General features: G+C 56.0%; 13 protein-coding genes and 1 tRNA gene. 4 read left to right on the top strand and 10 right to left on the bottom strand.

Features of this window, described 5'->3' with window-relative positions; all coding sequences use genetic code 11:
- The 5 genes from ACXJ5O_RS08660 to cobG form a co-directional block, all read right to left on the bottom strand.
- Nucleotides 1-176: ACT domain-containing protein (locus ACXJ5O_RS08660; protein ID WP_457299533.1), on the bottom strand; the 176-nt coding region annotated here is incomplete at its 3' end.
- 111 nt (nucleotides 177-287) lie between these two features.
- Nucleotides 288-1733, bottom strand: coding sequence for a precorrin-3B C(17)-methyltransferase (cobJ, locus tag ACXJ5O_RS08655; RefSeq protein WP_457299531.1), 1446 nt, complete (start codon nucleotides 1731-1733; stop codon nucleotides 288-290).
- On the bottom strand, nucleotides 1730-2470 hold the full coding sequence (locus ACXJ5O_RS08650) for a precorrin-2 C(20)-methyltransferase (RefSeq protein WP_457299530.1): 741 nt from the start codon (nucleotides 2468-2470) through the stop codon (nucleotides 1730-1732). Before ACXJ5O_RS08650 ends, cobJ begins: the two co-directional genes overlap by 4 nt.
- Complete coding sequence (locus ACXJ5O_RS08645) at nucleotides 2470-3096, bottom strand: precorrin-8X methylmutase (RefSeq protein ID WP_457299529.1); 627 nt, start codon at nucleotides 3094-3096, stop codon at nucleotides 2470-2472. The genes ACXJ5O_RS08650 and ACXJ5O_RS08645 overlap by 1 nt, the downstream gene beginning before the upstream one ends.
- Complete coding sequence (cobG, locus tag ACXJ5O_RS08640; protein ID WP_457299528.1) at nucleotides 3089-4474, bottom strand: precorrin-3B synthase; 1386 nt, start codon at nucleotides 4472-4474, stop codon at nucleotides 3089-3091. Before cobG ends, ACXJ5O_RS08645 begins: the two co-directional genes overlap by 8 nt.
- A 120-nt stretch (nucleotides 4475-4594) precedes the next feature.
- Here cobG and cbiE point away from each other — a divergent pair, with 120 nt between their 5' ends.
- Complete coding sequence (cbiE, locus tag ACXJ5O_RS08635) at nucleotides 4595-5809, top strand: precorrin-6y C5,15-methyltransferase (decarboxylating) subunit CbiE (protein ID WP_457299532.1); 1215 nt, start codon at nucleotides 4595-4597, stop codon at nucleotides 5807-5809.
- A gap of 113 nt (nucleotides 5810-5922) precedes the next feature.
- The gene (locus tag ACXJ5O_RS08630; RefSeq protein ID WP_457299527.1) at nucleotides 5923-6720 is read left to right on the top strand and encodes a mechanosensitive ion channel family protein; all 798 of its coding nucleotides are present in this window, start codon (nucleotides 5923-5925) and stop codon (nucleotides 6718-6720) included.
- A gap of 215 nt (nucleotides 6721-6935) precedes the next feature.
- Here the strand turns inward: ACXJ5O_RS08630 and ACXJ5O_RS08625 are convergent.
- Nucleotides 6936-7012, bottom strand: a tRNA-Arg gene (locus tag ACXJ5O_RS08625).
- A 78-nt stretch (nucleotides 7013-7090) separates the two neighbouring features.
- Nucleotides 7091-8260, bottom strand: a complete 1170-nt coding sequence (locus ACXJ5O_RS08620) for a M20 aminoacylase family protein (protein ID WP_457299526.1) — start codon at nucleotides 8258-8260, stop codon at nucleotides 7091-7093.
- 162 nt (nucleotides 8261-8422) lie between these two features.
- Here ACXJ5O_RS08620 and ACXJ5O_RS08615 point away from each other — a divergent pair, with 162 nt between their 5' ends.
- On the top strand, nucleotides 8423-9535 hold the full coding sequence (locus ACXJ5O_RS08615; protein WP_457299525.1) for a D-alanyl-D-alanine carboxypeptidase family protein: 1113 nt from the start codon (nucleotides 8423-8425) through the stop codon (nucleotides 9533-9535).
- On the top strand, nucleotides 9535-10674 hold the full coding sequence (locus ACXJ5O_RS08610; protein WP_457299524.1) for a CobW family GTP-binding protein: 1140 nt from the start codon (nucleotides 9535-9537) through the stop codon (nucleotides 10672-10674). Before ACXJ5O_RS08615 ends, ACXJ5O_RS08610 begins: the two co-directional genes overlap by 1 nt.
- Here ACXJ5O_RS08610 and ACXJ5O_RS08605 read toward each other — a convergent pair whose 3' ends face one another.
- From ACXJ5O_RS08605 to ACXJ5O_RS08595, 3 genes are all read right to left on the bottom strand, one after another.
- A complete protein-coding gene (locus tag ACXJ5O_RS08605) occupies nucleotides 10675-10956 on the bottom strand; it encodes a sulfurtransferase TusA family protein (protein ID WP_457299523.1) in 282 nt (93 codons plus the stop codon). It abuts the gene before it with no gap.
- The gene (locus ACXJ5O_RS08600; protein WP_457299522.1) at nucleotides 10932-12203 is read right to left on the bottom strand and encodes a hypothetical protein; all 1272 of its coding nucleotides are present in this window, start codon (nucleotides 12201-12203) and stop codon (nucleotides 10932-10934) included. The genes ACXJ5O_RS08605 and ACXJ5O_RS08600 overlap by 25 nt, the downstream gene beginning before the upstream one ends.
- A 277-nt stretch (nucleotides 12204-12480) precedes the next feature.
- Nucleotides 12481-12725 (bottom strand): HU family DNA-binding protein (locus tag ACXJ5O_RS08595; protein WP_457299521.1); only part of this gene is annotated, 245 nt, incomplete at its 5' end.

Genomic DNA, 12725 nt, shown 5'->3' with positions numbered 1-12725 from the left:
GTGCCTTCGGCCGCCGTGAAAGCGATGCGCATGAAGAAGCGATTGGTCTGTCTGTCCCAGAACTGATTGCTCTCGGCAATATTCGCGTCCATGCCGGCAAGCTCCGTCGTTACCGACGCAACGATGCCCGGTCGATCTTCACAGGAAAGGGTAAGGACATAATTTTTGTCTGGCATGATAACTCCGGGTGCAGGCGATCTAATCTTGCAGGATCATAGTGAGCAGCGTCGAAAGGCGTCGATACAAAAGCGAAGCGCTCAGTCCTTTTTCCGGCATGGACGTTCTGTTCAACCTTCGGGCTTAGTTTCATACCAGCGGGGCGTATAGACCCATTTGCCGCCGTCCCTGCGCTCAAAACTGCGCGTGAGCGACGATCCGACAATGATCACCGTTCGCATGTCCACCTGATCGGGGGTTAGCTCGGCAAGCGTGATGGCACGCAAGGTTTCCGCAGGACGGCCGATATCTCGCCCAAGGACGATAGGGGTATCAACACCCCGGTACTTGCGCAGGATATCGATGGCGCGTGGCAATTGCCAGGGACGATGCTTTGAGATCGGATTGTAGAAGGCCATCGCAAGGTCTGCTTCGGCCGCCAATGAGATGCGTTTTTCAATGATCTCCCAAGGCTTCAGATTGTCGGAAAGCGAAAGAACACAGAAATCATGACCGAGTGGTGCCCCACTACGGCTGGCTGCCGCCAACGCAGCGGAAACCCCGGGCAGTATTTCCAACTCCACAGCATGCCAGGAGACGTCCGCAGATTCATGCAATGCCTCGACCACTGCAGCAGCCATGGCGAAAACACCGGGATCACCGGAAGAAACCATCACGACGGACCGGCCCGTTGCGGCAAGCTCGAAAGCGTGTCGCGCGCGCTGCATTTCCTCGCGATTGTCGGTCATATGCAGGGTCTGGTCTGAGCGGAAAGGTCCCGCCATGCGGACGTAGGTCTCATAGCCAAGGACATCGTCGGCGTTGTTCAATTCCCGTTTGACCGCCGGAATCATGAAATCGGGGTTCCCCGGCCCTAGACCGACCACCGCAAGCCGACCGCGCTTATGATCGGTTGGAGTAGATTCCGGGGAGGGCACACTCTTGAAATCCGTCGGCTTGCGCTGAAAAACCAGATCGCCTTTTTGGGGTGCAACATCCGAAGAAGTAACCAGAATGCGCAGTTCCGCGTCGTCATCCAGAGGAAGGTTGGCGTCCTGAAGCCAAGGTGCGTCCCCCTCTATTCTAACAGTTTTGCCTCCAAGCAAATCAGCAATGAACGTCTTGGCATCCTCGGGATTTTTCAATTCGAAGCCCGGGGGAGGATTGAGCAGGCAAGTACCGAACCGGAGTTCACCTGATGTCGTTATGGCGGGTGAGACCTGGAGTACAGCTGCAATTTGCCGGGCAAGAACGTTCACGCCTGTTGTGCCACCCAAGAGGGGAACAACCGCGCTGCCATTATCGGCTGCCGCCAAAACAGGCGGTTCGGCTCCCTTATCACCAAGAACTGGAGCCAGCGAGCGAATAGTTATGCCGGTGGCGCAGAGGGCGATGACGGCATGACCGTTCTGATAGAGCTGCCGGACTGTGTCGCCGAAGTTCGTGTAGGAGATATCGGCTCCCTCGACGCGGGCTTCCAACCCATAAATAGTTACGTCTGGCATACTCGCTTTGATTCGCGATGCCGTTTCCATGCCGAGCGCCGAAAGGACCACTATGGCTATTGGATATGTCATTCGGCGCTACCCGCCCATTTCTCTCCCGGAACGAGAATCAATGAGAAATAAGGCGAGGATTCGGGATCGACTTCCGCCAATGGGATGATGCGTTGTGCCTCCATCGTTGCCCGTTCGACATAAAGCGCCCGATCGAGCAGGCCAAGATCCTCGATTACACCGCGCACTTTTGCGAGGTTTTTACCAAGCTTCATGATAGCTGCGGCTTCGGTGGCGGYGAGCCGGGTCTTCAAATCTTGTGCAGAAAGGACACCGGAGAGAACGGTAAGCGTCTGATTACGATAGACCAGAGGTGCACCAAGCACGGCGGCTCCGCCCAGGATGGAACAGACACCTGGCACGACTTCGGTTTCGTAGCCTTCAGCCAGTCTGTCGTGGATGTACATGAAGGAGCCGTAGAAGAATGGATCCCCCTCGGCGATAACCGCGACATCAGTTCCCGCGTCGAGATGGGTGCGCAAAAGCCCGGTTATCTCGCCGTAGAAATCGCTGACGATAGCGTCGTAGTTCATATGCGCGGGTAGTATCTCCGTCGTAACTGGATAAATCAGCGGGACGAGGAGCTGCTTCTCGTCAAGATAGCGCTCGACGATGGCTAGAGCGTTACCCTTCTTGCCTTTGGCTGCATGATAAGCGACCACCGGGGCCGCCTGAAGCAGACGCAACGCCTTCAATGTAATGAGTTCAGGATCGCCGGGACCAACGCCCAGTCCAAAAAGCCGCCCGGGCTTTGGCATTATTCTTTCTCCGACGCGAGAGCATTGATCGCTGCGGCGGCCATGGCACTGCCGCCTCGGCGGCCATGCACGACGACATAGGGAATTCCGCGGCTGTCCTCGGCAAGCGCCGCCTTGGATTCCATCGCGCCGACAAAGCCGACTGGAAAGCCGAGAATTAGCGCCGGTTTCGCAGAACCTTCGTCGATCATTTCGAGCAATCGGAAAAGGGCAGTGGGCGCATTGCCGAAGGCAACAACTGCGCCCGCTAGGTATGGGCGCCATAGTTCCAACGCTGCGGCGGAGCGGGTATTTCCCATGTCGAGCGCCAATTTGGCAACCGAGAGATCTCCTAGAGTGCAAATCACCTTATTTCCGGCCGGCAGACGCGACCGTGTGACACCCTCCGCAACCATACGTGCGTCACACAAAATCGGTGCGCCCCTCAGTAATGCGTTGCGACCAGCCGCTGCGGCACCCTCGGAAAACGCCAGATCCTGTATCACATCGACCATGCCGCAAGCATGGGCGACGCGCACGGCCAGCTTTTCCAGATCGGCTGGAATGCCCTTCAAATCGGCTTCGGAACGAATGATAGCGAACGAGCGATCATAGATCGCCTGACCGTCGCGGATATAGTCAAGCATATAGTGGCCCCCCAGAGCCGGAATTCTCACCGATCAATTCGGCAGCTTCGTCGATAGTGACATTGGCAGCCAATAGCTTGCCAAAACGCGACGGTCCATTGGTCGCGCGCAGAAAGATGTCGTAACGTCCGGCCGCAGTTGCCACGAGCGTGATTGGTTTTGCCGAGGGCGACGCACAGGATTTGCTGCAACCGCTTATGTGGATTTGCGGAACTGCAGGATTGCCCTGCAATAACGACGCCAGCTTCAGCCCATCTAACTGGGTCGCGGCCAGAGCCGAACCGCACCCCGCCGACCCAGAACAGCCGATCATCGTCGCAAGAGCCATTTTGGGATTGGTGCCAAGTCCGAGTGCTTCGAGCGCCGCGAGCGTAGCTTTTGCATCACCGATTGAAACTTGCGGCAAGAGAACGCTTTGCCACGGTGTCATGCGTAATTTTCCGTTGCCATATTTGTCGGCAAGTTCGGCAAGCGAGTGCAAAAGGCCCGGATCAAGGCGCCCAAGTCGAGGCATGGCGCCCACGAAACAGTGTGAGTTGTCCACATCCAGCGAGAGGCCAAGATGGCCATTTTCACGGGCAGGGGATCTGCGCCAAGTTGCAATCTGCTCACTTCGTAGCGGAACCCCGAGGCGCAGTTGGAGCTGTTCTACGAGGTATTCCGTACCCATCTGGCTTATCATATGTCGAAGGCGCGAAGCTTCCGGATGTGCACGGCACCATTCAATGAAGATATCGAGAATGCCAGTGATGAGACCAAATGCTTGCCCGGGCGGAACACTACCAAGGGCAGGCTGAGGAGCATCGGCTTTTGTGGGCGGCACGCCTGCAACGCCGAAGGCAAAGCGCGGCGCACTGCTTTCCAGATCGATACGACTGAGCCAAAGATCATGGGGGTGATCAACCATCGCAACGCTTTCGCCTCCATCAATGAGAATCGAAAACTTAGGCGAAAGAGTCTGATAGAGCAGATTCGTCTGCACGATTGTCAGCACCCGCAAGGCGAGAGGCCGCACGTCCGGTAGCGTCTGGTTAAATCCAGCAAACGGGCTGATCATAACATTGCGAACGTCATCGCCTCGATCGGTCAATGGTCCGAGCCCTGATTCCAGTAAAGCCGAGATTAACGATTCTTCCATTTCCGGCCGCACACCGCGAATTTGCAGATTGGCACGGTTGGTGATTTCGATCGTGCCGTTGCCACAACGCTGTGCTGCATCCGCGACGCAGCGCGCCTGAACTGCGCTCAGATCGCCAAAGGTTAGTTTCAAACGGCAGATACCGCCGTCAAGGGCCTTTGCCATGCGGAACAACCCCGGGCAGGCAGAGCGCCGCGCCTCGACGGTTGATCGTTGGATAGTGGTTGTCAGATGGCTCATGGCGTTGTCGGTTTTACAGGATGCCTCGGGGCGTGCCAACCTTTCTCGTAGCGCCCTGCTTCGTTGACCCATCAAGCGGTTTGGGGCATGCATGGTGGGCACAAAAGGATGGAATGTATGATAGCGCGGTGGCTGACGATTATCGGGATCGGCGAGGATGGATATAGTGGTCTCGGTCAGAATGCCCGTGATGCACTGGCAGCGGCCGTAACAATTTTCGGCGGCAAGCGCCATCTGGATTTGCTGCCCGAAGGGCTGACCGGTGAACGCATTGCATGGCCCAGCCCATTCTCGGATGCGTACCCCATGCTCCTTGCCTCGCGCRGTCGGCCTGTCGCTGTGTTGGCTAGCGGCGATCCGATGCATTTCGGCATGGGCGCCACGCTGACGCGCTATGTCGCGGCTGATGAGATGCGAATAATTCCGGCTCCCTCATCATTCTCGCTGGCCGCCGCTGCCATGGGCTGGCCGATACAAGAAACACAGCTGTTGAGTGTTCATGGCAGGCCAACCGAGACGCTGTTCAAGGCGTTCGCGCCTACGGCAAAGTTGCTTATTCTCAGCAATGATGGCGGCACACCTGTACAGGTCGCGCAGATGCTGAGCGACGCTGGGTTCGGCTCGGCGCGATTGACTGTGCTGGAGCATCTGGCGGGTGCGGCGGAGCGGCGAATTGACGGGACTGCAAATGCCTGGAACCATCCTCGCTGTGCCGATCTCAATGTGCTTGCCGTGGATTGCGGCAAAGCGATGCCGCCAGCCCGGCTTTATCCTATGCTTGCCGGTTTGCCCGACGAAGCGTTCGAACATGACGGGCAATTGACCAAACGGGATGTCCGTGCCGTTACTCTGGCACATCTTGCGCCACTGCCGGGCGAGCTCTTGTGGGATGTCGGGGCGGGCTGCGGCTCGATCGGCATTGAGTGGATGCGCGCACACAGTTCGTGCCGGACCTTGGCTATTGAAGCCAATGACAGGCGGCAATATTTGATCCTGCGCAACAGCCGGGCGCTGGGTGTGCCTGATCTGCAGATTGTTCGCGGTGAGGCACCGGCGGCTTTGCAAGGACTCGCAGAACCCGACGCCGTCTTCATTGGTGGCGGCATGACCGATGAGGGGGTAATGGAGGCGTGCTGGGAAGGCCTCAAGCCAGGTGGGCGCCTGGTTGCCAATGCTGTGACAATTCAGAGTGAAATGGCAATCGTTGGCTGGCGCTCCGCCCATGGCGGCGAACTCACAAAGCTTGCTGTTTCCTACGCGCAACCTCTGGGTGGTTTTGATACGTGGCGTTCTTCTCTGCCGGTTACTGTCTATGCTGTTCGCAAGCCGATGTGATTGTCCATTCAACGCAGGAAACATTGTGAATATTTACTGGCCTTTTACCTTCAATAGGGGAACCAGCATCGCAGTTTTAAGGTTGGTATTCTCTTGCCGGAAAGGAATCTCTCATGGAACTTGATCCTCAGAACGCGTTCTCCGCAATTCAGACTGGCATTCGTGAAGCAAGTGCCCTTGTTGTTGCTTACGCGTTCTCGGTAATTGGCGCGGTTCTGTTGCTGATCATCGGATTCGTTGTCGCAGGTCTCGTCGAGCGCTGGGTCTATGCCGGGCTTGGGCAAGTCGGCGGTTTCGACCTGACACTACGCCGCTTTTTTTCCAAGATCGCACGCTATGTGGTGCTCGGCCTTGTCGTGGTTATGGTGCTCGGTCAATTCGGCATCCAGACGGCCTCGGTTATTGCCGCCATCGGTGCAGTTGGCTTGGCAATCGGGCTGGCTTTACAAGGAACTCTGCAGAATATCGCAGCAGGCATCATGCTGTTGGCGCTCCGTCCCCTTCGCATTGGCGAATATGTGGAGGTGGGCAGCATAAGCGGGACAGTCGAAGAAATCGGACTCTTTGCGACGCGATTACGTGCGGCCGACGGTGTGTACATCCTTGCGCCAAATTCGACGCTTTGGACTCTGCCCGTAAAGAACTTTACCCGGAACGGCATTCGGCGCAATGACATCACGATTACTGTCTCCAATGAGGATGATTTGGACCAGGTGCAGAAATCCTTGATTGAACTGACTGAAACCGACAAGCGGGTAAAGAAAGACCCAGCTCCCTCAGCCTTTGTGGCCGAGTTGGGTGATGCGACCGCAGCAATAACATTGCGCTATTGGACTTCAGTCAACGAGTATCAATCTGCCAAAGCCGATCTCAACAAAAGCGTGCGGAACGCGCTAAGGGCTGGAATTTGACCTATCTAAGGCGATGATCATAGCAGGCCAATAGCCCGAACTACTCAAAAAAAGACCGCTTCGACTACAGTCGGAAGCGGCCAGAAACTTAGTATAGGGCATATCACCACACGATATTGCATTTGCTTTGCAACTGCAAGTACCGCTTTCGAATGAGTACGGCATGGATGTTTTCTAAATTCGTTCCTTCATCGAAAAATGTGGTGGAGGCAGTATGGTGATCCCGACTGGATTCGAACCAGTGGCCTACAGATTAGGAATCTGTCGCTCTATCCTACTGAGCTACGGGACCATCTGACCTGACATACTGTTTTTCGCGGCGGTCGCCAAGTCTCAAGATGAGTGGAAATTTCCGGCAGTCCTGTGCCAATCAGGATGACGGGGGGAGAGCACTTTCAGCCAATTGCACCCAGTAACTGATGCCGTGCGGGATTGCATCGTCGTTGAAATCATAGGACGGATTGTGCAGCGAGGCGCTTTCACCATTGCCTATGAAAATAAAGGCGCCTGGACGTGCTTCCAGCATGTAAGAGAAATCCTCGCCGGCCATCATGGGCGCGACTTCCTCGTTGACCGCGTCATTTCCAGCGACCCTGCGAGCCGTTTTGGCCGCGAAGTCCGTCTCGCGAGCATGGTTGAACGTTACTGGATAGTTGYGCGCATACTTGACAGTTGCGGTTGCGCCCAAAGCTCCGGCAACGCCTTGGGCGACCTCGATGAGGCGCTTTTCGGCAAAGTCGCGCATTTCTGGGCGCAAGGTGCGAACGGTGCCAGCGAGTTCGGCGCGTTGAGGAATGATGTTGTGGGCATCGCCGGCATGAAACTTGGTGACGGACAGAACGACAGAATCAAGTGGGTCTGTACCCCGCGAGACGATGGTTTGCAGGGCATTGACCAACTGAGCGCCGATGACGATGGGGTCAATGGTCCGGTGTGGCWGCGCTGCATGGCCGCCGCGACCTTCGACAATGATGGTGAATTCGTCCGTTGCTGCCATGATCGGACCCTTGCGAATGGCAAATTGACCAATGGGGAGTCCGGGAATATTGTGCATGCCATAGACTTCCGATATGGCGAAACGCTCCATGACGCCGTCCTTAACCATTTCACGGCCACCGCCACCGCCTTCTTCCGCGGGCTGGAAGATAACCGCGACCGAACCACCAAAGTTGCGGGTCTCGGCCAGATATTGCGCGGCACCCAAGAGCATTGCGGTGTGGCCGTCATGTCCGCAGGCGTGCATTTTGCCGTCCGTACGGGATGCCCAGGGCTTGCCGGTAACTTCAGTGAGCGGCAGTGCATCCATATCGGAGCGCAAGCCCACAGTCGGACCTTCGCCGTGACGCCCGCGAATGATGCCGACGACACCGGTGCGCCCAATGCCAGTCTCTACCTCGTCGCACCCGAATTGGCGCAGCTTCTCTGCAACGAACCGCGCTGTCTCGTGCACGTCGAACATTATTTCTGGGTTCTGGTGTAGATGGTGCCTCCACGCGGAAACCTCGTCCTGCATTTCGATCGCGCGATTGAGCAAAGGCATTCGAGGGTAACTCCAAATCCAAATCTGACATTTCAGTGAACAGAATAAAGGTGTTTTGCCTTTTGCCCGCCACATAAGATAGATAAGGGCATTGCTGCCCGGTGTGAAGCGCGGCTTAATGCCTTTCCAGGTTGTTTACATAGACAGGTCGGATTTTCAGGAATGCGGAAAACTATAGCACTCTTTCTTTCGGGTTGCGTGATATCGATGACCGCTGCACCGGCGGCCCTTGCCGGTGCGAACATTACAGTCGACGCCGGCAGCGGCGAAATCCTCTCGCAAGAGGACGCTTTCCAACGCTGGTATCCAGCGTCTTTGACCAAATTGATGACCGTTTACGTGGTGTTCCGGATGATTGAGTCCGGTCAGATCACCCTGGATACRCCAATCAAGATCACTGCGCTTGCCGCCAAACAGCCTCCAAGCAAGATGGGCTACAAGGTCGGCTCCGAGCTGACTTTGGACAATGCGCTCAAGATCATGATGGTCAAATCCGCCAATGATATCGCCATGGCGGTGGGCGAGACGCTGGGCGGTTCTTCCGACAAGTTTGCTGTGCTTATGAATGCCGAAGCCAAACGTCTCGGCATGACGGGTTCGCATTTCGTTAATCCAAATGGTCTTCACTCGGATGACCATTATACGACTGCGCGAGATCTTGCGATTCTGACACTGCAGCTGCGCCGTGAATTTCCGCAGTACGCGCATTATTTTGATATTGAAGCCATCGACTATGGCGGCAAGAAGCTTCAGCCCAATCTGAATGCGCTTATCGGCCGGTTTCAGGGTGCCGATGGCATGAAGACCGGATTTGTTTGCCCCTCGGGCTACAATCTCATCGGTTCTGCAACTCGCAACGGCAGGACGATCATCACTGTGGTTTTGGGCGAATTGAAGCTGACGACGCGGGCGACGAAGGCAGCGGAACTTCTTGCCAAAGGTTTCGAGACCCAAGGCAGTGGCACAGCAATCGATACGTTGCAGCCCTATGGTGCACCCACACGCGACGTGGCTGTCAACATGCGGCCAAGTGTTTGTTCGAAAGAGGCATCGGGGTCCGATACCTGGGACGGCAAGGACCTCGAAGGGCACATCGTTCAGGGGTCACCTTATATGAAAAGGATGGAACATGAACCGGCAGTGGAAAAAGTTGCGCTGCTGCCGGCGAAGATCAATTCATTAGGGATGGAGTTGAACCGGGTTCCGGTTCCGATGCCGCGGCCAGATCGCTCGTCGCTGACGGATGCAAGCGAGGCCTTGAAGGCAGTGAACTGATGGCCGACGCTCCCATACCGGTCTCGGTACTAACCGGCTTTCTAGGGTCGGGAAAGACGACGTCGCTCAACCGGCTGTTGAAGGATCCGGCTCTCTCCGATACGGCGGTGATTATCAACGAATTCGGTGATGTGAGCATTGATCATCTGCTGGTCGAGAAAGCCAGCGACGGCATTATCGAGCTTTCCGATGGTTGCCTCTGCTGCACCGTGCGCGGAGAGCTGATTGATACGCTCTCGGATCTTATCGACCGATTGCAGACGGGCAAATTGCAGCGATTGAAACGGGTTATCATCGAGACGACCGGGCTTGCCGATCCCGCACCGGTTCTGCATGCCGTCATGGGACATCCGGTGTTGTTGCAGGCCTTTCGCGTTGATGGCGTGATCACCATCGTCGACGCGATCAATGGCATGGCAACGCTCGACGCGCACGAGGAAGCGATAAAGCAGGCTGCTGTTGCTGATCGCATTGTTATAACCAAGACAGATTTGCCAGAAGCACAAAAAGGCCTTCCAGTCCTGTACGCAAGGCTCGCTGCGTTAAATCCAGGGGCCGACCTGATCGACGTAGCCGACTCGCGCACGGGATACGCGGCGTTGTTCGAATGCGGCGTCTATAATCCAGAAACCAAGACCGTCGATGTTCAGCGTTGGCTAAAGGCGGAAGCCTACCGTGATCGCGAGCATGAACACGCCAAGATCGATCATAGGCACCACCATCACCACGGCGAGGACCACCATCACGACGTCAACAGGCACGACGCGAATATCCGGTCATTCTCGTTGAAACACGATACCCCGATACCGCTGGCCAGCTTCGACATGTTCCTTGACCTGTTGCGTTCTGCCCACGGTGAAAAATTGCTGCGGGTGAAGGGTATCGTACAGTTGGAGGACGATCCGGAGCGGCCTCTCGTCATACATGGGGTGCAGCAGATTTTTCATCCACCAGCACGGCTGGCAGCATGGCCGGATGGCGTTCGCGAAACGCGCCTGGTCTTGATCGTCAAGGATTTGCCGGAGAGCTATGTCAGCCAGCTCTTCAACGCATTTCTTGATCGACCACAGATTGATATGCCGGATCGTGCTGCGCTCTTTGACAATCCGTTGGCAATTTCCGGTGTGAAGCTAGGCTAGTCAACCGCATTCGATGTGGAATCGGTGGCCACCCTCGACGCTGAGTGTTTCGATCAGCCTATGTCCCTCTGATAGACAAAAATTCGGCATGTCGATGATAGCTAGCGGGTCGGTTGTTTCAACCCATATGCGGCTGCCAACGATCATATCGGCAAGTTTCCTGCGGGTTTTGAGCACCGGCAAAGGGCAATTCAGGCCGCGAAGATCATATATCTCGCCATTCATGATTGCTTTTTCCGGCATGACACTTCGGGATGCTAGTTGCCGATAATCTTCCACCAAGCCTTCTTCACCGGGGCCGGCTGTTCGACGGCGGCAGCAGGGGCATCCGGTGCGATAGCGGCAGTGGTTTGCGGGGCAGGTGCGGATCGTTGCGGGGCTGCCGGAGCTGACGAAGCTGTCGGCGGTGCCAGGGTTATGGGTGCTGGCGCAGCCGAGGCCATGCTCTTTCCCATACGCGTTCTTTTAGAGGCGTCGCGCTCCTCCCGTGCCTTGTCCGCTGCGACGGCGGAAGCCAGGCGAACCATGACCGGTGGCTTCGTTGCGGCATCCTTGTCCTGCGGCGAAAGAGACGGCGGTTCTTGCGTCACGCGCTCACCGCGAGCACGGCGAGCACTCCAGTCAGCAATGATCTTGGCTTCTGCAATGCCCTGGATCGAGCGGCTGGGCGGGGTTATCTTGCCTTTGCCGACCATTGTAGAGAAAGCGGTCTCGTAACTGGTTTGGTACGACTGATATGCCATTTTCAGCGATTCTGGCTGATCGGATGGCGGACAGGTTGCTGTCGCCGCAATGGGCGCATTGGGATCAGACGTGTGGTTGAAGACATATTTCTTTTCGCAGACATCCACCTTCGGCGGCACTTTGGTGATTTCGAAGTGGTCGTAACCTTCTTTCAGGTTCTTCCAAAAGGCGTAATTCGGATCATCCTTGTAGCGCGCCATATTGGCTGCGGTCATGCGGAAAGGGTAGGCCTGAAGCTGAATGGATTCCTGACCGCCCTTAAACGCATCCCTGGCGAAAGCATAAATCTGTGCAACCTGTGCATCGGTCATTGAATAGCAACCCGACGACGAGCACGCGCCATGGACCATCAAGTTGGCACCGGTACGGCCAAGGGCGCGGTCCAATGCATTGGGAAAGCCAGTGTTGAATGAGAGGTAATAGCTCGATTTCGGGTTCATCTGCGCCGGGCGAACCGCGTAGAATCCCTCGGGTGCCTGACGATCACCCTCGATGAACTTGGGGCCAAGTTTTCCCGACCATTTGCAGATCTGGTAGTTCGTTACCATGTCGTAACGGCCATTGTCCTTGCGTTTCCACACTTCGAGGACGTTTTCTTCCTTGAATATGCGAAACATGACGGGCGATGTGAGACTCATGCCCTTGGCCTTCATGCTCCGGACGAGCTTCTCCGGTAGCTGCGTCCCAGCACCATTAGGAGACAGGTCATCGATCGACGAGTTTTGGCAACCCGCTACAAGGAGGGTTAGCATGAATGCCGCAAGGATATGTGCCAATGTCTTCATTATTGCAGCTGCTACCAGTTTACTAATTGTGTCGCGAGGGCCCCTGAAACGTGCGGATCTCTGGTCCGCCACATCATAGATGCATCTGGTATAGTTGATAAAGCCTTACTTCACTTGCGCAAAATTGCTCTATTGCACAAACGTCACCTGCAACGAATGCAGGGCGGATTTATGGCAAAGCCCACTGCTCCCAAATTCCGTTACGAAGCCTTGGCCGGAGTCGAACAAAAAAGGCGGCGCACCTGCACCGCCTTTTTTTGAAATTGCGACGAACGAATTAGCCGTTCAACGCGTCCTTCAGGGCCTTTGCAGGCTGGAAAGCAACTTTCTTGGACGCAGCGATTTTGATCGTTGCGCCCGTAGCAGGGTTACGGCCTTCGCGAGCGGCGCGCGACTGGACCTTGAACTTGCCAAAGCCTGGCAGCGAAACTTCATCGCCGGCTACGACGGAATCAGTGATACCCTTAAGAACGCTATCAACAATCGCCTTGGACTGAACTTTTGTAAGACCCTGATCAGCGA

The sequence above is a fragment of the Phyllobacterium sp. P5_D12 genome, assembly GCF_054049495.1.
This window is presented reverse-complemented; position numbering and strand designations above follow the sequence as displayed.

Coding starts and splice junctions, on each gene's coding strand:
- cobJ (WP_457299531.1), bottom strand. CDS start 1,733: ATGACATATCCAATAGCCATAGTGGTCCTTTCGGCGCTCGGCATGGAA.
- ACXJ5O_RS08645 (WP_457299529.1), bottom strand. CDS start 3,096: ATGCTTGACTATATCCGCGACGGTCAGGCGATCTATGATCGCTCGTTC.
- cobG (WP_457299528.1), bottom strand. CDS start 4,474: ATGAGCCATCTGACAACCACTATCCAACGATCAACCGTCGAGGCGCGG.
- ACXJ5O_RS08630 (WP_457299527.1), top strand. CDS start 5,923: ATGGAACTTGATCCTCAGAACGCGTTCTCCGCAATTCAGACTGGCATT.
- ACXJ5O_RS08610 (WP_457299524.1), top strand. CDS start 9,535: ATGGCCGACGCTCCCATACCGGTCTCGGTACTAACCGGCTTTCTAGGG.
- ACXJ5O_RS08600 (WP_457299522.1), bottom strand. CDS start 12,203: ATGAAGACATTGGCACATATCCTTGCGGCATTCATGCTAACCCTCCTT.